Source organism: Streptomyces sp. NH27, assembly GCF_056859195.1.
Window position 1 is genome coordinate 1 of sequence record NZ_JACEGK010000063.1, and the last position, 20,904, is coordinate 20,904.

General features: G+C 71.0%; 19 protein-coding genes and 1 riboswitch. Of the genes, 12 read left to right on the forward strand and 7 right to left on the reverse strand.

Annotated elements, in window-relative coordinates; translation table 11 throughout:
• Positions 1-151: 151 nt before the first annotated feature.
• The 3 genes from glyA to gcvT form a co-directional block, all read right to left on the reverse strand.
• Positions 152-1,426 (reverse strand): serine hydroxymethyltransferase, encoded by a 1,275-nt coding sequence (gene glyA / locus AC13HU_RS08060; RefSeq protein WP_483041068.1) that lies wholly within the window; start codon positions 1,424-1,426, stop codon positions 152-154.
• Positions 1,427-1,437: 11 nt separating this feature from the next.
• A complete protein-coding gene (gcvH, locus tag AC13HU_RS08065; protein WP_483041069.1) occupies positions 1,438-1,818 on the reverse strand; it encodes a glycine cleavage system protein GcvH in 381 nt (126 codons plus the stop codon).
• Positions 1,819-2,016: 198 nt separating this feature from the next.
• Positions 2,017-3,132 carry a glycine cleavage system aminomethyltransferase GcvT gene (gene gcvT / locus AC13HU_RS08070; RefSeq protein ID WP_483041070.1) on the reverse strand — a complete coding sequence of 372 codons (1,116 nt, stop codon included), beginning with the start codon at positions 3,130-3,132 and terminating at the stop codon, positions 2,017-2,019.
• A 191-nt stretch (positions 3,133-3,323) separates the two neighbouring features.
• Positions 3,324-3,442, reverse strand: a riboswitch (glycine riboswitch).
• A 123-nt stretch (positions 3,443-3,565) separates the two neighbouring features.
• Between gcvT and AC13HU_RS08075 the strand changes: the two genes are divergently transcribed.
• Together AC13HU_RS08075 and AC13HU_RS08080 are read left to right on the forward strand one after the other, a co-directional pair.
• The gene (locus tag AC13HU_RS08075) at positions 3,566-4,336 is read left to right on the forward strand and encodes an enhanced serine sensitivity protein SseB (RefSeq protein ID WP_483041071.1); all 771 of its coding nucleotides are present in this window, start codon (positions 3,566-3,568) and stop codon (positions 4,334-4,336) included.
• Positions 4,337-4,476: 140 nt separating this feature from the next.
• Positions 4,477-5,205, forward strand: coding sequence for an enhanced serine sensitivity protein SseB C-terminal domain-containing protein (locus AC13HU_RS08080; protein WP_483041072.1), 729 nt, complete (start codon positions 4,477-4,479; stop codon positions 5,203-5,205).
• Positions 5,206-5,293: 88 nt separating this feature from the next.
• Here AC13HU_RS08080 and AC13HU_RS08085 read toward each other — a convergent pair whose 3' ends face one another.
• Positions 5,294-6,823 carry a DUF885 family protein gene (locus tag AC13HU_RS08085; protein WP_483041073.1) on the reverse strand — a complete coding sequence of 510 codons (1,530 nt, stop codon included), beginning with the start codon at positions 6,821-6,823 and terminating at the stop codon, positions 5,294-5,296.
• A 324-nt stretch (positions 6,824-7,147) separates the two neighbouring features.
• Here AC13HU_RS08085 and AC13HU_RS08090 point away from each other — a divergent pair, with 324 nt between their 5' ends.
• The 9 genes from AC13HU_RS08090 to AC13HU_RS08130 all read left to right on the forward strand — a co-directional run bounded on the left by AC13HU_RS08090 (position 7,148) and on the right by AC13HU_RS08130 (position 16,883).
• Positions 7,148-8,146: an ABC transporter permease gene (locus tag AC13HU_RS08090; RefSeq protein ID WP_483041074.1), complete on the forward strand. Its 999-nt coding sequence runs from the start codon at positions 7,148-7,150 to the stop codon at positions 8,144-8,146.
• A gap of 103 nt (positions 8,147-8,249) precedes the next feature.
• A complete protein-coding gene (locus AC13HU_RS08095) occupies positions 8,250-9,992 on the forward strand; it encodes an ABC transporter substrate-binding protein (RefSeq protein ID WP_483041075.1) in 1,743 nt (580 codons plus the stop codon).
• A 97-nt stretch (positions 9,993-10,089) separates the two neighbouring features.
• Positions 10,090-11,103, forward strand: coding sequence for an ABC transporter permease (locus AC13HU_RS08100; RefSeq protein WP_483041076.1), 1,014 nt, complete (start codon positions 10,090-10,092; stop codon positions 11,101-11,103).
• Positions 11,100-12,170 carry an ABC transporter ATP-binding protein gene (locus tag AC13HU_RS08105; protein WP_483041077.1) on the forward strand — a complete coding sequence of 357 codons (1,071 nt, stop codon included), beginning with the start codon at positions 11,100-11,102 and terminating at the stop codon, positions 12,168-12,170. Before AC13HU_RS08100 ends, AC13HU_RS08105 begins: the two co-directional genes overlap by 4 nt.
• 41 nt (positions 12,171-12,211) lie before the next feature.
• Positions 12,212-13,414: an ABC transporter ATP-binding protein gene (locus AC13HU_RS08110; protein ID WP_483041078.1), complete on the forward strand. Its 1,203-nt coding sequence runs from the start codon at positions 12,212-12,214 to the stop codon at positions 13,412-13,414.
• A 48-nt stretch (positions 13,415-13,462) separates the two neighbouring features.
• Positions 13,463-14,260 (forward strand): amino acid ABC transporter ATP-binding protein, encoded by a 798-nt coding sequence (locus AC13HU_RS08115; protein WP_483041079.1) that lies wholly within the window; start codon positions 13,463-13,465, stop codon positions 14,258-14,260.
• A 41-nt stretch (positions 14,261-14,301) separates the two neighbouring features.
• A complete protein-coding gene (locus AC13HU_RS08120) occupies positions 14,302-15,339 on the forward strand; it encodes a glutamate ABC transporter substrate-binding protein (RefSeq protein WP_483041080.1) in 1,038 nt (345 codons plus the stop codon).
• Between the two features lie 9 nt (positions 15,340-15,348).
• Positions 15,349-15,993 carry an amino acid ABC transporter permease gene (locus AC13HU_RS08125; protein ID WP_483041081.1) on the forward strand — a complete coding sequence of 215 codons (645 nt, stop codon included), beginning with the start codon at positions 15,349-15,351 and terminating at the stop codon, positions 15,991-15,993.
• Complete coding sequence (locus tag AC13HU_RS08130; RefSeq protein ID WP_483041082.1) at positions 15,990-16,883, forward strand: amino acid ABC transporter permease; 894 nt, start codon at positions 15,990-15,992, stop codon at positions 16,881-16,883. The genes AC13HU_RS08125 and AC13HU_RS08130 overlap by 4 nt, the downstream gene beginning before the upstream one ends.
• A gap of 82 nt (positions 16,884-16,965) precedes the next feature.
• Here the strand turns inward: AC13HU_RS08130 and AC13HU_RS08135 are convergent, their stop codons facing one another.
• The 3 genes from AC13HU_RS08135 to AC13HU_RS08145 form a co-directional block, all read right to left on the reverse strand.
• On the reverse strand, positions 16,966-18,138 hold the full coding sequence (locus AC13HU_RS08135; protein ID WP_483041083.1) for a cysteine desulfurase family protein: 1,173 nt from the start codon (positions 18,136-18,138) through the stop codon (positions 16,966-16,968).
• Positions 18,139-18,476: 338 nt separating this feature from the next.
• Positions 18,477-19,337, reverse strand: coding sequence for a thioesterase family protein (locus AC13HU_RS08140; RefSeq protein WP_483041084.1), 861 nt, complete (start codon positions 19,335-19,337; stop codon positions 18,477-18,479).
• A 110-nt stretch (positions 19,338-19,447) separates the two neighbouring features.
• Positions 19,448-20,344, reverse strand: coding sequence for an SDR family NAD(P)-dependent oxidoreductase (locus AC13HU_RS08145; RefSeq protein ID WP_483041085.1), 897 nt, complete (start codon positions 20,342-20,344; stop codon positions 19,448-19,450).
• Positions 20,345-20,416: 72 nt separating this feature from the next.
• Between AC13HU_RS08145 and AC13HU_RS08150 the strand changes: the two genes are divergently transcribed.
• Positions 20,417-20,884, forward strand: a complete 468-nt coding sequence (locus AC13HU_RS08150) for a MarR family winged helix-turn-helix transcriptional regulator (protein WP_483041086.1) — start codon at positions 20,417-20,419, stop codon at positions 20,882-20,884.
• The last annotated feature ends 20 nt before the right edge of the window (positions 20,885-20,904 follow it).

Genomic DNA, 20,904 nt, shown 5'->3' on the forward strand with positions numbered 1-20,904 from the left:
CGCACGGGGGAGTACCCGCGACCACGTGGTGCGGGTGGACATGAACCGGCCGCTCGGCCGGGCCGGGTACAGGGAAGCAGCGCCGTCCGCCCTGCGGGCCCGGGGTACCTCCCGGCCGTCAGACCAGGGCGCGGGACTTCCGGAACACGGCCTACAGGCCCGGGTACAGCGGGTGCTTCTCCGCCAGCGCAGTGACCCTCTTCCGCAAGGGACCGCTCTCCGACGGCGGGAAGGCCGGCGACGCGGTGAGCGTCGCCGCGATGATGTCGGCGACCTCGCGGAAGTCGTCGGCGGTGAAGCCCCGCGTCGCCAGCGCGGGTGTGCCGATCCGCAGACCCGAGGTGACCATCGGGGGCCGCGGGTCGTTCGGGATCGCGTTGCGGTTGACGGTGATGCCGACCGCGTGCAGCCGGTCCTCGGCCTGCTGGCCGTCGAGCGCGGAGTTGCGCAGGTCGACCAGGACCAGGTGGACGTCGGTGCCGCCGGACAGCACGGAGACGCCGAGTTCCGCCACGTCGGGCCGGGTCAGCCGGTCGGCGAGGATCTTCGCGCCCTCCAGCGTACGGGCCTGGCGGTCCTTGAACTCGTCCGTCGCCGCGGCCTTGAACGCGACCGCCTTCGCGGCGATCACATGCTCCAGCGGGCCGCCCTGCTGCCCCGGGAAGACCGCCGAGTTGATCTTCTTGGCGAGCTCGGCCTTCGCCAGGATCACCCCGCCGCGCGGGCCGCCGAGGGTCTTGTGGGTCGTGGTGGTGACCACGTCGGCGTACGGCACGGGGGAGGGGTGCAGCCCGGCCGCGACCAGCCCGGCGAAGTGCGCCATGTCGACCATCAGGTACGCGCCGACCTCGTCGGCGATCCGGCGGAACTCCGCGAAGTCCAGCTGCCGCGGGTACGCCGACCAGCCCGCCACGATCAGCTGCGGGCGGTGCTCCTTGGCGAGCCGTTCCACCTCGGCCATGTCGACCAGGTTGGTCTCGGCGTCCACGTGGTACGCGGCGACCTTGTAGAGCTTGCCGGAGAAGTTGATCTTCATGCCGTGGGTCAGGTGCCCGCCGTGCGCCAGATCCAGGCCGAGGATGGTGTCACCCGGCTTGATCAGCGCGAACATCGCGGCGGCGTTCGCCTGGGCGCCCGAGTGCGGCTGCACGTTGGCCGCCTCGGCCCCGAACAGCGCCTTGACCCGGTCGATCGCGAGCTGCTCGATCACGTCGACGTGCTCGCAGCCGCCGTAGTAGCGGCGCCCCGGGTAGCCCTCCGCGTACTTGTTGGTGAGCACCGAGCCCTGTGCCTCCAGCACGGCGACCGGCGCGAAGTTCTCGGACGCGATCATCTCCAGCGTGGACTGCTGGCGGTACAGCTCGGCGTCGACCGCGGCCGCCACATCCGGGTCGAACTCGTGCAGGGACTGGTTCAGCAGCGACATCGCGGGTTCCCTCAGTTCTCGATGAAGGCGTCGTACTCGGCGGCGGACAGCAGGTCGGACGGCTCCTCGGTGATCTTCACCTTGAACAGCCAGCCGCCCTCGAAGGGTGCGGAGTTCACCAGCGCCGGGTCGTCGACGACGTCCTGGTTCACCTCGGTGACCTCGCCGCCGATCGGCGAGTACAGGTCGCTGACCGACTTGGTGGACTCCAGCTCGCCGCAGGTCTCACCCGCGGTCACCGTCGCGCCCACCTCGGGGAGCTGGACGAAGACCACGTCGCCGAGCGCGTCGGCGGCGTGCGAGGTGATGCCCACCGTGGCCGCGCCGTCGGCGGCGGCGGAGAGCCACTCGTGCTCCTTGCTGTAACGAAGCTGCTCAGGGTTGATGCTCATGGCTGAATTCTCCCGGATCGACAGGGGTGCTCGCGTGCGCGGCACGGCAAACGGAAAGCTAAGGGCAAGGGGGGAAGTGCGAAGCGTGGGGGTGGGCCGCGGAACTCGGCGCCGACAGAGCGTGGCGGCCGCACAAGGCGGCACCCGCGGAACCCGGCGCCCGCGGAACCCGGCGACGGGCGAGCGGGCCCGGCCCGTTCAGCGCTCGCGCTTGTAGAACGGCAGCGCCACGACGTCGTACGGCTCCCGCGAGCCGCGGATGTCCACCGTGACCCCGGGCGTGCCGGGCGCCGCGTGCGCCGCGTCCACGTACGCCATCGCGATCGGCTTGCCGAGGGTCGGCGACGGGGCGCCCGAGGTGACCTCGCCGATCACCGCGCCCGACGCGTCGGTGACCGGGTAGCCGGCCCGCGGCTCCCGGCGGCCCTGCGCGACCAGCCCGACGAGCTTGCGCGGCGGCAGGTCCTTGGCCCGCTCGGCGGCGGCGCCCAGCGCGGTGCGGCCGACGAAGTCCCCGGGCTTGTCGAACTTGACCACCCGGCCCAGGCCGGCGTCGAACGGCGTGACCGAGGCGGTCAGCTCGTGCCCGTACAGCGGCATGCCCGCCTCCAGGCGCAGCGTGTCCCGGCAGGACAGCCCGCACGGCACCAGGCCGACCGGCTCGCCGGCGTCGGTCAGCGCCCGCCACAGCCGCTCGGCGTCGGCCGGCGCGACGAACAGCTCGAAGCCGTCCTCGCCGGTGTAGCCGGTGCGGGCGATCAGCGCGTCCACCCCGGCGACGGTGCCGGGCAGTCCGGCGTAGTACTTCAACCCGTCCAGGTCGGCGTCGGTCACCGACTTCATGATCGCCGGGGCCTGCGGGCCCTGGACGGCCAGCAGCGCGTACGCCTCCCGGTCGTCGCGGACCTGCGCGTCGTACTCCGCCGCGCGCAGCGCCACCGCGTCGAGCACGGTCTGCGCGTTGGACGCGTTGGCGACGATCATGAACTCCTGCTCGCCGAGCCGGTACACGATCAGGTCGTCGAGGATGCCGCCGTCGGGCGCGCAGATCATCGTGTAGCGGGCCCGGCCCACCGCCAGCGCGGACAGGTGGCCGACCAGGGCGTGGTCCAGCGCCTGGCCCGCCTGCGGGCCGGTCACGGTGATCTCGCCCATGTGGGACAGGTCGAACAGGCCGGCCCGGGTGCGCACCGCCTGGTGCTCCTCGCGCTCGCTGGCGTACCGCAGCGGCATGTCCCAGCCGGCGAAGTCGGTCATGGTCGCGCCGAGGGCGCGGTGCAGGGCGTCGAGCGCGGTGTGACGGGGTTCGCTCATCGGTGACAGGCTCCCAGGCTCGGTCTCGGTGAAGAGAAAGGAGGGACGACGGATGGACACTCCCCATCTGTCATCGGAACCTGAGAGGTTCACCGTGAACCCCGCTCGCGCGGGCCCCGGTTTGCACCTTGGGTGGGCGGGGCCACGCACCCCAGGGGTGCGCCGACGGCTCCGCCGCTTTTCAGATCTGCCTCGCCCGCGCGGTATCTGTGCCTGAGAGATTCAAGGGAGGACTTGCTCCTTCGGCGCCCGTCCCACCGCCCGCGAGCTGGTCGCGTGCGCCGGTCCGGAACTCTCCCGCGCGGCCTCGAACGGCCGTTATACAAGTTGTGGCCTTCATCATTGCATGCCCAGGGTCCCCGGCCCCCGGCAGCGGTTAGGGTTTCCCGGGCACAACGCTACAGACGTGGTACATGGGCGGACAAGGGTGGACATGGAGAATCCGGCACCGTACATATGGCCGGCCAACGAGCTGGAAGAGGTGCTGAGCGCCGGCCTCGGCAATCCGTCGGCCACGCCCAGGCTGCTGGAGGTGCTCGGCCGCTCCAGGGTGTGGGTGCCGTTGCCCAACGGCGGCTCGGCGCAGGCGGCCGGCCTCGACCTGCCGACCGTGGTGCTCGGCGACGCACCCTACGTACCCGTGTTCAGCTCCGAGCAGCAGTTCCGGCAGGCCGCGGACGGCATGTCCTGCACGGTCGCGCCGGTGCACGAGTTCGCCCGCGGGCTGCCGCCGCTGGTCGGGATCGCGGTCAACCCCGGCGGGGCGGTCGGCGTGCCGCTGCCGCCGGCCGCGGTGGCCGCGCTGTGCCGGCCGGTGCCGGGCGAGCGCGCGCCGGAGCTCTCCGGGGTACGCGGCGGCGACGCGCCGACCGGTGCCCGGGTGCGGTTGTGGGAGCCGGACCACGACGAGGAAGCGGTGGACTTCCTGGCCGCGGCGGCCGGCGAGTTCGCGGTCACCTCGGTGGTGCTCAGCGGTCGGCGGGCGCTGGCCGCCGTGGAGGAGGATCCGCCCGCCCTGTTCATCGGCGTGGAACTCGACCGCTGGCTGGAGGGCGAGGGGGCCGCCGCGATGGACGCGCTCGGCCGGGCGATGGGCGTGGCGCCGCCGCCGTGGCCGGTGCACCTGATCCTGCTGGACGTGGCGCAGGACCCGGTGGGCGACTGGATGTTGGAGACGGTGCGGCCGTTCTTCGCCCGCGACTGAACCCGCCAAGGCGCGCGTTCAACGGTCGTATACCCGGTCTATAGCTGGTTCCGCTTGAGTCGGTCGGCATACCGCTGGGCACACTCGACCTGGTTTGATGTCGTGCGAAGAGCAAAACGAGGGGAAAGGGGCGGTCCCACGTGATCGCGGGCGCGCAAGGCGGTGCGGCGCAGGCCGGCCAGGTGGAGCAGATGCTGCTCCAGGTGGCACCCGGCCGGTTCGACGCATACGAGAACCTGCTCGCGTCACTCGCCGAGGGCCAGGTGTGGATGCTGCTGTGGCACGGCAGTTCCGGGGCACCCGACGCGCAGTACGGCACGATGGAGGTCGGCGGGTACGGCTACGCGCCATGCTTCACCTCGCCGCGCGAGCTGGCCGCCAGCGGGTGGAACCGCGATCACGAGGTGGTCTCCGGGCGGGACATCGCGCAGACCCTCTACCCGGACCGTTCCGGGCTGTGGCTCAACCCGCACGCGGGCGGCGGCGGCATCGGCATCCCCTGGGCGGACCTGCGCAGGATCGCGGTCGGGCTCGACCTGTTGCCCGCCGGGCCGCTCCAGATCGGGGAACCGTCCCTCCAGATGCCGCAGTTCTACGCGCTTCTGGCCCAGGCGGCGCATCGCACCTCCGCGGTGCGGGCGCTCCGGCAGGCGTGGGTGCAGCCCGTGCTCGGCGAGCCCTACCTCGCGATCGGGGTCGAGCTCTACGAAGGTGCCGCGCAGGCGGTGGAGTCCGTACGGCTGATGATGCAGCAGGCGGTTGCCGGAGTGCCGGACGGTGTCGCCGTCTCCACGGTGGCGATGACCGATCCGTACGACCCGGTCGCCCTGTGGATGCGGACGTTCGGGCGGCCCTTCTTCGATCGCTAGGGCGCCCCTGACCCCCTGGGAGTGGCCGCACTTACAGGGGCGCGGGGAACCGCGCGACCAGCCACAGCGGACGTCAAGGTCCGGGCACTCACGTGGTGGGGCCGGGCGGGCGGAGGGCCGCGTCCAGCAACCCCAAAGGCGGGCTGCCCAGGTGCATCAGCGCGCCGTGGAAGCGGGGGAGGGAGAAGTCCGCGCCCCACTCCCGCTCCGCGCGGCGGCGCACCCGCAGGATCTCCAACTTGCCCCAGGTATACCGCCCATAGCCCGCGTCGAAAGTGCCGCGCCGTGCCTCGGCCGAGGCCGCCGCAGGCGACAGGTGGGCGTCGCGCACGAAGTACCTCGCGGCCTCGTCCAGCGACAGCGCCCCCGTGTGCAATCCGATCGCGCAGGTGAGCCGGGTGACCCGGACCAGCGCTTCGAGGGCCACGCCGATCGCGAAGCGCGGGTCGCGGGCGCGGAAGCCCTCGTCGAGGCAGACCTCCTCGACGTAGTGGGCCCAACCCTCGGAGAAGGACAGGCTGTGCAGGAGGCGGCGGACCGGGGAGGGCGCGCGGCGCAGGGCGCGGCCGTGCGCGAAGTGCCCGGGGGCGACCTCGTGGAGGGTGATGGACGGCAGGCTGGTGCGGCTGAAGACCGTCAGCCACTCCTCGCGTTCGTCGGCCGGCCAGTCCGGGTCGGGCGGCGTCACGTGGTACCAGGAGGGTGCGTCGGGCTCGGCGGGCGCCGACCACGTCATCATGGCCATCGCCCAGCGCCGGGACGCGGGTGCCGGGCCGACCAGGCACTCGCCGTCCACGTAGGGCGCCAGGCCCCGTTCGCGGGTGAACTCGATGACCTCGTCGGTGAGTCGGGCCGCCTCGGCGATGACGCCGTCCGCGCTCGGGTGGTCGGCGAGCAGGCCGGGCAGCAATGCGTCCACGTCGCTGCGCGGGTCGAGGATGTGGCAGGAGTCGGTGAGCAGTTCGGTGAGCCGGGCGCGCTCCCGGTCGGCCTGGCCGGCCAGTTCGGTGAGGTCCACCCGTAGGCCCTCCTGGGCGCCCATCAGGGCGGCGAGTGCCCGTCCGCCGAGCCGGGGGTCGGGGTCGCCGTGTTCGGCGATGCCCTGGACATGGTCGACCAGCCGCTCGTGTGCGCGCAGCGCGGCCCGTTCGACCTTACCGGCGGCCGGGTCCACGTCGGCGGCCAGGCCGAGCACCGAACCGAGCAGCGCCTCGGCGACCGGGGCTCGTACCTGGTCCAGTGCGGACAGCGCGGCGGCCACGGCGTCCGGCCACTGTGCCAGGTGCTCCCGGCGGGCCCGGGCGCGGTCCCTGCGCGGGGCGTACTCCCGGTCGTAGCAGGCCAGTTCGAGGTTGGACAGGTGCGGGTAGGGGTCGCGGCGGTGCAGTTCGAGCTCGCCGTACTGCACGCGCAGGCCCTCTTCGAAGACCGCAAGGTGGGCTTCGTCGTGCGGGTCGCGGAGCGGGCCGCCGCGCCGGGCGCGGGCCATGGCCGCCAGGTCGGCGCGGACTCCTTCGGGGGACAGGTCCTGCACCCGGCCGTCGTATTCGTGCAGGCCCGACATCTCCCGAGCCTGGGGCACCATCAGGTCGCAGACCGCGCGCAGCCGTTCGTCCATCAGCCGACCGTACCCCGAGGTACGCGTCGGTAACGATGAAAGAACCACCCACATCACAGTTGCGCATCCCTTCGTGGCCAGGTCTGGCGGGTGATCGCCAACCAGAAGAAGAATCCAGCGGCAAGACACCTTGGTGTTGACATGCCCCAGCCGCAACGCGCGTAGTGGATACGCACGTCGCACACATGATCACGTCGAGCGGCCACTGTGGGTGACTGCAGTGCCATCTGCAACTACCGCACCAAGAGCACCAACTGACGAGGAAGCCGCTACAGCGGCGGGCGCGCGCCGGTTACCCACCGGCGAGAGGGGTCGGCAAACGCCATGACCGCACCTATCGAGACCACCCCCGGACAGGCCGAGGCGCATCCGGAGGCCGTACTCAGCGGGGCCGGGCGAGGCATGATCGAGGGTCGCTCGCTCGGGCAGATCGCCTGGAGCCGGCTCAGACGCGACAAGGTCGCGATGGCCGGCGGCGTGGTGGTGGTGCTGCTGATCCTGCTGGCGATCCTCGCCAAGCCGATCGAGATGGTCTTCAACCTCGATCCCAACGCCTTCCACCAGAACCTGGTCGATCCCGAACTGCTGGCGCCCAAGGGCGGTTGGGGCGGCATGAGCTGGGCCCACCCGCTGGGCGTGGACCCGAAGTTCGGCCGGGACATCCTGTCCCGGATCATCGAGGGCTCCTGGATCTCCATGCTGGTGGCCACTGGTGCCACCGTGCTGTCCAACGTGATCGGCACCGTGCTCGGCGTCATCGCCGGCTACTACGGCGGCTGGGTCGACAGCCTGATCAGCCGGCTGATGGACGTCTTCCTCGCCTTCCCGCTGCTGCTGTTCGCGATCTCCATCTCGGCCTCGCTGCAGGACGGCGCCTTCGGGCTGAGCGGGCTGCCACTGCGGATCTGCGTGCTGATCTTCGTGATCGGCTTCTTCAACTGGCCCTACATGGGCCGGATCGTCCGCGGCCAGACGCTGAGCCTGCGCGAGCGCGAGTTCGTCGAGGCCGCCCGAGGTATGGGCGCGCGAGGGCCGTTCATCCTCTTCCGGGAGCTGCTGCCGAACCTGGTGGCACCGATCCTCGTCTACTCCACGCTGCTGATCCCCACCAACATCCTGTTCGAGGCCGCGCTGAGCTTCCTCGGGGTCGGTATCGCGCCGCCGCAGGCGTCCTGGGGCGGCATGTTGACCAGCGCGGTCGACGTCTACCAGTCCGACCCGCAGTACATGTTCGTGCCCGGCCTCGCGATCTTCATCACGGTGCTGGCCTTCAACCTGTTCGGCGACGGACTGCGGGACGCGCTCGACCCGCGCAGCAAGTGATTCCGCAGGGATGACCCACCGACCCCGGGTGGCACCTCGTGTGCCGTGCGGCGACCCAAGGCCGACCCGGCGACTCAATAGGAAGTGAGGGGCGTAACCCGGTATGAACACCAGAAAGGTGACCTCCGCTCTCGCGCTCTGCTTGGCGATGGCACTCGGCGTGTCCGCCTGCGGCGGCTCGGGCGGCTCCAGCAGCTCGGGCAAGAACGACGAGGGGCTGACCTCGATCGTCAACGCGTCGAGCAAGAAGGGCGGGACGGTCACCGCCGACCACTCCACCGGCCCTGACTCCCTCGACCCGGGCAACACCTACTACGGCTGGGTGCAGGACTTCTCCCGGCTCTACGCCCGCACGCTGCTGACCTTCAAGCCGGCGCCCGGCAAGGAAGGTCTGACGGTGGTCCCCGACCTGGCGACCGACCTGGGCACCGCCAGCGCCGACGCGAAAACCTGGACGTACCACCTGCGCACCGGTGTGAAGTTCCAGGACGGCACCCCGGTGACCTCCAAGGACGTCAAGTACGCGATCGAGCGCAGCAACTTCGCGCCTGACGTGATGTCCAACGGCCCGGTGTACTTCAAGAATTACCTGGCCGACGACACCAAGTACCAGGGCCCGTACAAGGACAAGAACCCGAACGGGCTGGCGTCCATAGAGACGCCGGACAACCAGACCATCATCTTCCACCTGTCGAAGCCGTTCGCCGACTTCGACTACCTGGCGACGTTCTCGCAGACCGCTCCGGTCGAGCAGTCCAAGGACACCGGCGCCACGTACGTGCAGCACATCCAGTCGACCGGCCCGTACAAGTTCTCCTCCTACTCCGAGGGCAAGGGCGCCACGCTGGTGCGCAACCCGGAGTGGAGCAAGGCCACCGACTCGCTCCGCACCGCGCTGCCCGACAAGTACGTGCTGAAGTTCAACGTCAACCAGAAGACCATCGACAACGACCTGCTCTCCGACAACCTCACCGTCGACCTTCAGGGCACCGGCGTCGAGGCCGAGACACAGTCGAAGATCCTGGGCAACAAGAACCGGCTGGCGCACACCGACGACTCCATCGCCGGCGGCAGCTCGTACATCGCGCTCAACCTGCACGTGGCACCGTTCGACAACATCAACTGCCGCAAGGCCGTGCAGTACGCGGTGAACAAGACGTCCGTGGTCAACGCCGAGGGCGGCGCGGTCAAGGGCGACGTGGCCAGCACCCTGCTGCCACCGTCGGTGAACGGCTACACCAAGTTCGACGAGTACCCGACGGCGGGCGACAACGGTGACGTGGCCAAGGCCAAGGCGGCGCTGACGGCGTGCGGCAAGCCGGGCGGCTTCACCACCACGCTCACCGCGCGCAGCGACCGGCAGCCGGAGATCGACGGCGCCACCGCCATCCAGGCGGCGCTGAAGAAGGTCGGCATCACCGTCAACATCAAGACCTTCCCGGGGGACAAGTACTTCTCCAACTACGCGGGCGTCCCGGACTACGTGCACTCGCACGGCGTCGGCATGATGATGATGGCGTGGGGCGCCGACTGGCCGACCGGCTACGGCTTCCTGGACCAGATCGTCGACGGTGCCGCGATCAAGCCCTCGGGCGGCAACAACCTGATGGAGCTGAACGACCCGAAGATCAACCAGGCGCTGGCAGCGGCGATCTCCAACACCGACACCGCCGCCCGTACCAAGGCGTGGGGCGACATCGACAAGATGGTGATGGAGAACGCCTCGGTGGTGCCGCTGTTCTACCGCAAGAACCTGCTCTACCGCCCGGACTCCGCCACCAACGTGACGGTCAGTCAGGCGTACCTGGGCATGTACGACTACCTGCTGATGGGTTCCTCGAAGTAGCCGCAAGGCCCCTACGCACCGAAAGGCAGGTGAAGGCTCCGGCGTCCGCCCGGCTCGGCCCCCGATCCGGGCCGGGCGGACGCCAGCCGGAACGGCCGTGACCGCTTACTTCATCCGTCGCGTGTTCGCCGCGATCGTGCTCCTTCTGGTGGTCAGCATGATCACCTTCGCGATCTTCTTCCTCGTCCCCCGCATCGGTGGCCAGACCACCACCCAGCTCGCCACGCAGTACGTGGGCAAGGACGCCAACCCGGCGGCCGTCGCGGCGATCAAGAAGAACCTCGGCTTCGACCTGCCGCTCTACGAGCAGTACTGGCACTTCCTCAAGGCGCTGGTCGCCGGCGCCGACTACCACTACGGTCCCGACCCGGTGCACTGTCACGCGCCCTGCTTCGGCTACTCCTTCAAGAGCCATGTCGAGGTCTGGCCGCAGCTGAAGTCCCGTATCCCGGTGACGTTGTCGCTGGCGATCGGGGCCGCGGTGATCTGGGTCGTCACCGGCGTGGCGGTCGGCGTGCTCTCCGCCCTGAAGCGGGGCAGCATCATCGACCGGCTGTCGATGGGCGTGGCCCTGATGGGCGTGTCGCTGCCGATCTTCTTCACCGGCGTCCTCGCGCTGAGCGTGTTCACCGTGCAGTGGCCGCTGTGGAGCAACGGCATGAACTACGTGTCGTTCCTGCACAATCCCGCCGACTGGGCGTGGAACCTGCTGGTGCCCTGGTGCACCCTGGCCTTCCTGTACTCGGCGTTGTACGCCCGGCTCACCCGGGCGGGCATGCTGGAGACGATGGGCGAGGACTACATCCGCACCGCGCGCGCCAAGGGCCTGCGCGAACGGGACGTGGTGATCCGGCACGCGCTGCGCTCCACGCTCACCCCGATCGTGACCATCTTCGGCATGGACTTCGGGCTGCTGGTCGGCGGCGCGGTCATCACCGAGCAGGTCTTCTCACTGCCGGGCATGGGCGCCTACGCCATCCAGGGCGTGACCGCCAACGACCTGCCCATCGTGATGGCCGTGACCTTGGTGGTCGCCTTCTTCGTCGTGGTCTGCAACCTGCTGGTGGACCTCGCCTACGCCGTCCTCGACCCCCGCGTGAGGTACTCGTGAGTTCCGCCGACAGGCTGCTGAAAGCGCCCGCAGAACCGGCCGCCGCCCAGGACGCCTACCTGTCCGTGCGCGACCTGCGCATCCACTTCGACACCGACGACGGCGTGGTGAAGTCGGTCGACGGCCTCAGTTTCGACCTGCCGCGCGGCCGTACCCTCGGCATCGTCGGCGAGTCCGGGTCGGGCAAGTCCGTCACGTCGCTGGGCATCATGGGTCTGCACCGCACCGCGCGGGCCAAGATCTCCGGCGAAGTGTGGCTCGACGGCGAGGAGTTGATCGGCGCCCCGCCGGACTCGGTACGGCGGCTGCGCGGCCGCAAGATGGCGATGATCTTCCAGGACCCGCTGTCGGCGATGCACCCGTACTACTCGATCGGCAACCAGATCGTCGAGGCGTACCGGGTGCACCACCGGGTGACCAAGCGGGTCGCGGCCGAGCGGGCCATGGAGATGCTGGACCGGGTCGGCATCCCCGAGCCGCGTAAGCGGTTCCGGGACTACCCGCACCAGTTCTCCGGCGGCATGCGCCAGCGCGCCATGATCGCGATGGCACTGGTGAACAACCCCGAACTGCTCATCGCCGACGAGCCGACCACCGCGCTCGACGTCACCGTGCAGGCGCAGATCCTCGACCTGATCCGCGACCTGCAGCAGGAGTTCGGCTCCGCCGTCATCGTGATCACCCACGACCTCGGCGTGGTCGCCGAGGTCGCCGACGACCTGCTGGTGATGTACGCGGGTCGGGTGATCGAGCGCGGCACCGCGGAGAAGCTCTTCGGCGAGCCCCAACACCCCTACACCTGGGGCCTGCTGGGCTCGATGCCACGGATGGACCGGGAACGCACCGACCGGCTCAACCCGGTCAAGGGCTCGCCGCCCAGCCTGATCAACGTGCCGACCGGCTGCGCCTTCCACCCGCGCTGCCCGTACGCCGAGTTGACCGGCGGCGCGTCCGAGACCGAAGTGCCCGAGCTGCGCGAGGTGGCCGAGGGCCATGTGGCCGCCTGCCATCTCGCCGACGAGGAGCGGGCCAGGATCTGGACCGAAGAGATCGAGCCGAAGCTGTGAAGAGCCAGGAAGCAGAAGCCGGGAAGGGCCGGGACGAAACCGTGGCGGAGAAGACCTCGCTGGACAAGGGCGGTCCGGCCGCCGGCACCGAGCCGCAGCCGCGTACCCCCGCGCCGCGCAAGCCGCCCGGGGAGCCGCTGCTCAAGGTCACCGGGCTGACCAAGCACTTCCCGATCAGCAAGGGCCTGCTGCGCCGCCAGGTCGGCGCGGTGCAGGCGGTCGACGGCATCGACTTCCACGTCGACGCGGGCGAGACGCTGGGCGTGGTCGGCGAGTCCGGTTGCGGCAAGTCCACCATGGGCCGGCTGATCACCCGGCTGCTCGAACCGACCGCCGGGAAGATCGAGTTCGACGGCCGCGACATCACGCACCTGAGCACCGGCGAGATGCGCCCGCTCCGCCGCGACGTGCAGATGATCTTCCAGGACCCGTACTCGTCGCTGAACCCTCGGCACACCATCGGCACCATCGTCGGCACGCCGTTCCGGCTGCAGAAGGTCGCCACCGAGAACGGGGTGAAGAAGGAGGTCCAGGGGCTGCTGGAACTGGTGGGCCTCAGCCCCGAGCACTACAACCGCTACCCGCACGAGTTCTCCGGCGGGCAGCGGCAGCGGATCGGGATCGCCCGGGCGCTGGCGCTGCGCCCGAAGCTGGTGGTCGCCGACGAACCGGTCTCCGCGCTGGACGTGTCCATCCAGGCGCAGGTGGTCAACCTGCTGGACGACCTGCAGTCCGAACTCGGCCTGACCTATGTGATCATCGCGCACGACCTGTCGGTGATCCGGCACGTCTCGGACCGGATCGCGGTGATGTACCTCGGCAAGGTCGTGGAGCTGGCCGACCGCGAGGCGCTGTACCGCACGCCGTTCCACCCGTACACCACCGCGCTGCTGTCGGCGGTGCCGGTGCCGGACCCGAAGCGGCGCAACCGGCCGACGGTGAAGCCGGCGGCGGCCGCGGACGGCGCTGAGAGCACCGAGAGTGCTGAGAGCACCGAGGGCGCGCCGAAGGAGAGCAGCGGGGCCGCGCCGGTCAGCAGCAACGGCCGCATCCTGCTCACCGGCGACGTGCCCTCGCCGATCTCGCCGCCGTCCGGCTGCCGTTTCCACACCCGCTGCTGGAAGGCGACCGACGTGTGCATGGACGAGCAGCCGCCGCTGGTGGAGCTGGCGCCGGGCCACCAAGTCGCCTGCCACCACCCGGAGAACGCGGCCGACCAGCACCCGGAGTCCTCGAGTCGATGAGAATGCCGCCCTTACCGTCCAGCCGCGTCGCGACCTATCTTCATTAGCATGGTCGAAGACGCGAACAGGACATCAAACAGTGCGCCGAAGAGCGGATTCGGCGGTACCGGAAAGGTGCTGCTGAGCATCGAGTCGGTCAGCAAGCAGTTCGGCGACCTCGTCGCCCTGCGCGATGTCGACCTCGACGTGCACGAGGGCGAGGTCGTGGTCGTACTCGGCGCGTCCGGGTCCGGCAAGTCGACGCTGTGCCGGTGCGTCAACCGGCTGGAGACGATCGACTCCGGCCGGATCGTCTTCGACGGCCGCGAACTGCCGCAGGAGGGCGCCGAGTTGGCGGCGCTGCGGGCCGACGTCGGAATGGTCTTCCAGTCGTTCAACCTGTTCGCGCACAAGACCGTGCTGGAGAACGTGGTGCTCGGCCCGACCCGGGTGCGCAAGGTGCCGAGGGCCGAGGCGGTCGAGGAGGCGCGGGCACTGCTGGATCGGGTGGGCGTGCGGGACAAGGAGTCCCGGCACCCCGCGGAGCTCTCCGGCGGCCAGCAGCAACGCGTCGCGATCGCCCGCGCGCTCGCCATGCACCCCAAGTTGATGCTCTTCGACGAGCCGACCTCGGCGCTGGACCCGGAGATGATCCGGGAGGTGCTCGACGTGATGGTCGGCCTCGCCCGCGACGGCATGACGATGGTCGCCGTCACCCACGAGATGGGATTCGCCCGCCGGGCCGCCGACCGGGTGGTGTTCATGGACGACGGCCAGATCGTCGAGACCGGCGAACCCGACGCGTTCTTCACCGAGCCGCGCACCGAGCGGGCCCGCGACTTCCTCTCCACGATCCTCCGGCACTGACCCGTCCGTCGCCGGCCAGCCACCCGTACCGAAGGAGATCCATGATTCCCCAGAAGAACGGCAACCGGTCGGCCCGCGGACGCATCGGTGGCATCGGCGGTGGTGGCAGTGGTGGCGGGAGAAGGGGCAGCGGCAGGCGCCGGGCGGTCGCCGTCGGCGCGGCGCTCGCCCTGGCCGGCGTGCTCAGCGCGTGCGGCGGTGGCGGCTCCTCGTCGCTGCCGTCGTCCCCCGGCGGCAAGTCGGGCGCGGGCAAGCCGTCGGCGTACACCCAGGCGCAGGTGGTCGCCGCCGCCCCGGTCGCCCCGGCCGCCGCGATCACCGCCGGCTCCTGGATGGCCAAGGTCAAAAAGCGCGGCACCCTGCTGGTCGGCGGCACCGACTCCTCCGCGATGTTCTCCCAACGCAACCCCGTCAACAACCAGTTGGAGGGATTCGACGCGGGCCTGTCACAGATGCTGGCGAAGTACATCACCGGCAAGCCGGCCACGAAGCTCTCCCTGGTCACCGTGGACACCCGCGAGACGATGTTGCAGAACGGCACCGTCGACACCGTGTTCGCCACCTACACCATCACCCCGCAGCGCGCCCAGAAGATCGCCTTCGCCGGCCCGTACTACGAGTCGGGCGACGCGATCCTGGTCAAGGCGAGCAACAACACGATCACCAAGCCGGCCGACCTCAACGGCAAGACGGTCGCCACCGAGGGCAACTCCACCGCCGCGCTGGACCTGAAGAAGTTCGCCCCCAAGGCCAAGACGCTGCTCTTCCAGGAGGACGGCGAGTGCGTCGCCGCGGTCAAGCAGGGGCGCGCCGCCGCCTACGTGCTGGACCAGGGCATCCTGCTCGGCGACGTGGTCAGCGACCCCCAACTCAAGGTCATCGGGCAGCCGTTCACCCAGGAGCCGTACGGCATCGGGCTGCCGAAGGCCGACCCGGAGGCGAAGGCGTTCGTCAACGCGTGGCTCAAGACGATCTACGCCGACGGCGAGTGGGCCAAGCTGTGGAAGGCCACCATCGGCACCAAGATCGCCGGTTCGCCGCCCGCGACGCCCACCATCGGCTCCGCCGACGGTTCCTGACGAGCCGCCATGCATGGGGTCCTCACACACATCGGCTACATGGCCGGCGGGCTCGGCGCCACCTTGGAGATGTCCCTGCTCGGCTTCGCCGGGGCAGCCGTCCTCGGCACGCTGCTGACGGTGATGCGGGTCAGCCCGATCCTCCCGCTGCGGGTGCTCGGCACCCTCTACGTCGAGGTGTTCCGCAACGTTCCGCTGCTGGCGTTCCTGGTGCTGTTCGTCTTCGGCCTGCCCGACGCCGGCATCACCTACTCGCTGTTCACCTCCGAGGTGATCTGCCTGGCGCTGTACTTCTCCGGGTACATCTGCGAGGCGGTACGGGCCGGGATCAACGCGGTCCCGGTCGGGCAGGCGGAGGCGGCGCGCGCGATCGGGATGACCTTCGGCCAGTCGCTGGCCCTGGTGATCCTTCCGCAGGCGTTCCGCACCATGGTCCAGCCGCTCGCCAACGTCTTCATCGGCGTGGTGCTCTCCTCGTCGCTCGGCGCGGCGGTCGGGGTCAGCGAACTCATCGGCCACACCGAGTGGTTGGACCTGCAGTACGACGAGCCGGTGCCGACGTTCCTGCTCGCCGCGGTCGGCTACGTGCTGACCACGCTGGCGGTCGGGCTGCTCGCCGGGCGGCTCCAGAAGCGGATGGCGGTGCGCAGGTGACCGGACCGAACCGCGTGCTCTTCGACGCGCCGGGCCCGCGGGCCCGGCGCCGGACACGCATCGCCACCGCGCTGTCCGTGCTGGTCATCGCGGGCCTGATCGCCCTGGGCCTGCGCCAGTTCGGGCAGCACGGCCAGCTCGACCACGCCAGATGGCAGCCGTTCGGGCAGTGGCCCTACCAACGGTTCCTGCTCCAGGGCCTGGTGCGGACCCTCAAGGCCGCCGGAATGGCCGCGCTCATCGCGCTGCCGGCCGGCGCGCTGCTCGCGCTCGGCCGGCTCTCGCCGCATCGCGTGCTGCGGCTGGCGGCCGGCGGCTTCGTCGAACTCTTCCGCTCGGTGCCGCTGCTGCTGGTGCTGTACGTCTTCCTGATGGGCATCCCGCGGGCCGGCTACACCTTCCCGGTCTTCTGGGAACTGGTCATCCCGGTGGTGCTGTGCACCTCCGCGCTGCTCGCCGAGATCTTCCGGGCCGGCGTACTCGCCCTGGACCGCGGCCAGTCCGAGGCCGGCTACGCCCTCGGACTGCGGCGCCGCCAGGTGATGTGGCTGGTGGTGCTGCCGCAGGCGGTCCGCCTCGTGGTGCCCACGCTGGTCTCCCAACTGGTCAGCCTGCTCAAGGACACCACCCTCGGCTACGTCGTCAGCTACCCCGAACTCCTCAACCAGGGAAAGGTGCTGGGCTCCTACACACATGACTTCCTGCAGAGCTACCTCACCGTCACGGTGATCTACATCGTGGTCAACGCGGTGCTCTCCCAGCTCGCCGAGGCGCTGGAACGCCGCGGCCGGCGCCGCCCGAAGACGGACACCGCCGCCGGCGCCGGCCCGGGGCTGCCCGGACCGCGGTCGCCCAAGGACATCGGTACGGAGACGCTGCGCACGATTTAGCGGGTGCGGGTGCGGGTGCGGGTGCGGGTGCGGGTGCGGCGTCGGGTGGCGGGCAGACGGCCGGCCGGCCCGGCGACGGGCGTCAGGTGCGGCCGGCGGCCCGCGCGCGTTCCACCGCGCCGCCGATCGCCCCGACGAGCGCGGCCACCTCGTCGGCGGTGGAGGTGTGCCCGAGGGAGAAGCGCAGCGTGCCGCGGGCGTCAGCCGCCGAGCGGCCCATCGCCAGCAGCACATGGCTCGGCTGGGCCACGCCCGCGGTGCACGCCGAGCCGGTGGAGCAGGCGATGCCCTGCGCGTCGAGGAGCAGCAGCAGCGCGTCGCCCTCGCAGCCGGGGAACGTGAAGTGGGCGTTGCCGGCGAGCCGTCCGTCGGGGGAGGGGTCGCCGTTGAGCACCGCGTCCGGTACGGCAGCCCGTACGCCCCGCACCAACTCGTCGCGCAGCGCGCCGACATGGCGGACGAACTCCGCGCGCCGCTCGGCCGCCAGCGTGCCCGCCGCGGCGAAGGCGGCGATCGCGGGCACGTCGAGGGTGCCGGACCGGCTGCGCTCCTGGCCACCGCCGTGCAGCAGCGGTACGGGCGTGTCCTCACGCCGCAGCAGCAGCGCGCCGACCCCGTACGGGCCGCCCACCTTGTGCCCGGTGACGGTCATCGCGTCCAGGCCGCTGGCGGCGAAGTCGAGGTCGATCTGGCCGAACGCCTGGACCGCGTCGGAGTGCATCGGCACGCCGAACTCGCGGGCGACCTCGGCGAGTTCAGGGACCGGCAGCACCGTGCCGACCTCGTTGTTCGCCCACATCGCGGTGATCAGCGCCACATCGTCGGGACCCGCGCCCCGCTCCAGCGCGGCCCGCAGCGCCTCCGGTCGCACCCGGCCGTGCTCGTCGACCGCCAGCCACTCCACGACGGCGCCCTCGTGGTCGGCGAGCCAGTACACCGCGTCGAGCACCGCGTGGTGCTCGACCGGGCTCGCCAGCACCCGCACCCGCCGCGCGTCCTCCGCCCGGCGGGACCAGAACAGGCCCTTCACGGCGAGGTTGTCCGATTCCGTGCCGCCGGCGGTGAACACCACCTCGCTCGGCCGCGCCCCGAGCGCCGCGGCCAGCGCCTCCCGGGACTCCTCGACGGTACGGCGGGCCTGCCGCCCGGCGGCGTGCAGTGCGGACGCGTTCCCGGTCACCGTCAGGTGCGCGGTCATCGCCCGGACCGCCTCCGGGAGCATCGGCGTCGTGGCGGCGTGATCGAGGTAGGCCATGGTCCCCCGATTCTAAGGGTGCCCTCCCCTGCGGAGTGCCTGGCCCTGACCCACCCGGTTGCCCCGTCCTGTCGGTCCAGGGACCACCTCGCGGTGGGTGGCTTGTCGCGCCGTTTTCCCCCTGGCTTCGCCGGGAGGTGCCCCCACGCGCCCCTGAGTAGCTGCGGCTGCTTCCGCGGAAGGAGCCGCACAGAACCAGGGGCGCGGGGCACGGCGCGCTCAGCAGGCCACCGGCCTGCGGCTGGGAACAGCCTGGAGGCACAACGGCGCACAGCCGGAGCAACCCCCACCGGCAGGTGGTCCCGGAGCCGACAGAACGGGGCAGCCTGGCGGGTCCGTTATCCCCGTGGAGCGCGGGCGAGTTGGCGGGACTGGGCGACGAGCCGGTCCTTGCTGTCCCAGACCTCGGCGTCCTCCTCGAACAGCCCGCCCGCGAGGTTGCGCGTGGTGAGGGAGACCCGCACCGGCCCGGGGGCGGGGCGGCACCGTACGTGCACGGTGAGCTCGAGCGTCGGCGTCCATCCCTTGAGCCCGAGGTCGAACGCGGTCGGCGGAAGCGCGTCGACGGCGAGCAGGAGCGAGAGCGGATCGTGGTCGCGGCCGTCGGCCAGCCCGAGCCACCCGCGTATGTGTCCGGCCCCGGAGGGCGCCCCGACCGCCCACCCGGCGGTCGCCGGGTCGAGCCGCGCGTCGAGCCGATCCATGAGCGCGGTGGACCCGACGAACGGGGTGTTCCCGGGCGCGCTCTCGTTGCCCACGCACGCGTCGTACCCGGGCATGTCCGGCGGCCGCGCCGAGGTCCGTACGTCGTCGGGCAGCGCGTCGAGGTCGCCGTAGGCCGTGAGTACCCGCAGCCGCTCGACCTCGGCACCGTGCTCGTCGAGCTGGAAGACCGACGCCTGGCCCGTGGACATGCTCCGCCCGGCCCGCGCCGTGTGTGTCCGGACCACGGCGGGACCGGGCTGCGCCGAGGTCAGATAGTGCGCGGTGATCGTCAGCGGGTCCGGGTGGGGCAACTCCTCGCGCAGCGCACGGGCGGCCACCGCGAGCAGATACCCGCCGTTGATCGCCGAGACGATCGTCCACCCCTCGGACAACTCCGCGTCGTACGCCCCGGGTTCGCCCGCCCGGGCCGCGACCGAGGTGTCCCGGTCGAACTCGCTGTCGCCTATGGCCGCGGGGGCCGTGCTGGGTGCCATACCGCATGTTACCCAGGGGTAAAGCCGGCTTGTCCAGTCTTTCCGGGCAAAAACTGAGCGAGCGCTTAGGACCCGGGAGCGTGGGGGAGCGGGCTCGCGGCGCCCGGTCTCTAGCGACTTGCCCCGGCCCCGGCTCCGGCCCCGGCGCTGTCGCCGTCCACGCGGGTGAGCCGTTCGGTGATCTCGGCGAGCCGGGCGCGTGCTGCCGGGTCGTACGCCTTGTCGTGCGCCCGCGCGTCGGTGAACCGGTCGAAGTAGCGGCCGGTGACGCCGGCCAGGGCCGGGTCGGTGATCAGCCGGGCCGTCGGTGCGACCCCTTCGGCGGTGCCGACCGCCGGCGTGAGGCCGTACTCGCGCACGCCCGGGGTGTCCATGAGGTGGGCCGGATGTACGGCGTTCACCGTGATCCCGCGGTCGGCGAGTTCGTCGGCCAGGTCGAAGGTGGACATGATCATCGCGAGTTTGCTCCGGCAGTACGCGTCGAGCCCCTCGTAGCCGCGCTCCAGCATGACGTCGTCGAAGTCGACGGGTACCTGGCCGATCGAGGCGACGTTGACGACGCGCGCGGGCGCCGAGGCGGTGAGCAGCGGCAGCAGGGCGCGGATCAGTGTGTAAGGCGCCAGGTGGTTCACGGCGAACCGCAGTTCGTGACCCTGGCGGCTCACGTCGCGCCGGGCCGGCTCGCTGCCGCCCCCGGCCGCGGCGTTGTTGACCAGCACGTCGAGGCGGGGTTCCGCGTCGATGACACGGGCGGCCATCTCCCGCACCTGGTCGAGGTCCGCCAGGTCGGCGAGGTAGCCGCGCACGGCCGCGCCCGGAGCGGTGGCGCGGACGGCCGCGACCGCCTCCTGGAGCCGCCCGGGGTCGCGGCCGTGCAGCAGGAGGGTCGCGCCGTCGCCGGCGAGATGGCGGGCGAGGTCCCGGCCCATGCCCTGGGTGGCGCCGGTGACGAGGACCACCTTGCCGTGCAGGGGGCGCGGGTCCGTGTGTGCGACTGGGGTATTCATGTCCTGAGATATATCAAGGCATTGATACATCATCAAGTTTTGCCATCGGTTCACATCTGTACGATGGGCGGTATGGGACTGCCAGCAGGCGAGCGGCTCGGCCTGGACATCAAGCGCGCGGAGCAGGTCCTGATGGCCGCGAAGGGCGCCGCCCTGAAGCCGCTCGACCTCACCGTCGCGCAGTACGCCGCGTTGTTCGCCCTCTCGGGCAACCCCGGTATCTCGGGCGCCGCGCTGGCTCGGGCCTGCCTGGTCACACCGCAGGCCATGACCGCCGTCCTGAAGACCCTCGAAGCGCGCGGGCTGGTGACCAGAACGGCGCACCCCTGGCACCAGAAGGTGCTGGAGACCCGCCTCACCGACGAAGGCGCGGCGCTTCTCGACCGCGCCGACCAGCGGGCCGTACGCATCGAGTGCCGGATGTCCGACGCGCTCACGCCCCAGGAGCGCGCCGCGCTCAAGGACCTGCTCGGCCGCTGTGTCGGCGCCCTGCACGACGACCGGGACGGCGGCGAGGCGGGCCGGGACGGCGAGAGCTGAGCCCGGCCGAGTGCCGGCCG

Bases quoted from the DNA above. Each gene is read 5' to 3' on its own strand.
- AC13HU_RS08075 (WP_483041071.1), top strand. From the start codon at position 3,566: ATGGAGAATCCGGCACCGTACATATGGCCGGCCAACGAGCTGGAAGAG.
- glyA (WP_483041068.1), bottom strand. From the start codon at position 1,426: ATGTCGCTGCTGAACCAGTCCCTGCACGAGTTCGACCCGGATGTGGCG.
- gcvH (WP_483041069.1), bottom strand. From the start codon at position 1,818: ATGAGCATCAACCCTGAGCAGCTTCGTTACAGCAAGGAGCACGAGTGG.
- gcvT (WP_483041070.1), bottom strand. From the start codon at position 3,132: ATGAGCGAACCCCGTCACACCGCGCTCGACGCCCTGCACCGCGCCCTC.
- AC13HU_RS08115 (WP_483041079.1), top strand. From the start codon at position 13,463: ATGGTCGAAGACGCGAACAGGACATCAAACAGTGCGCCGAAGAGCGGA.
- AC13HU_RS08145 (WP_483041085.1), bottom strand. From the start codon at position 20,344: ATGAATACCCCAGTCGCACACACGGACCCGCGCCCCCTGCACGGCAAG.
- AC13HU_RS08150 (WP_483041086.1), top strand. From the start codon at position 20,417: ATGGGACTGCCAGCAGGCGAGCGGCTCGGCCTGGACATCAAGCGCGCG.
- AC13HU_RS08135 (WP_483041083.1), bottom strand. From the start codon at position 18,138: ATGGCCTACCTCGATCACGCCGCCACGACGCCGATGCTCCCGGAGGCG.
- AC13HU_RS08095 (WP_483041075.1), top strand. From the start codon at position 8,250: ATGAACACCAGAAAGGTGACCTCCGCTCTCGCGCTCTGCTTGGCGATG.
- AC13HU_RS08085 (WP_483041073.1), bottom strand. From the start codon at position 6,823: ATGGACGAACGGCTGCGCGCGGTCTGCGACCTGATGGTGCCCCAGGCT.
- AC13HU_RS08090 (WP_483041074.1), top strand. From the start codon at position 7,148: ATGACCGCACCTATCGAGACCACCCCCGGACAGGCCGAGGCGCATCCG.
- AC13HU_RS08140 (WP_483041084.1), bottom strand. From the start codon at position 19,337: ATGGCACCCAGCACGGCCCCCGCGGCCATAGGCGACAGCGAGTTCGAC.
- AC13HU_RS08120 (WP_483041080.1), top strand. From the start codon at position 14,302: ATGATTCCCCAGAAGAACGGCAACCGGTCGGCCCGCGGACGCATCGGT.
- AC13HU_RS08125 (WP_483041081.1), top strand. From the start codon at position 15,349: ATGCATGGGGTCCTCACACACATCGGCTACATGGCCGGCGGGCTCGGC.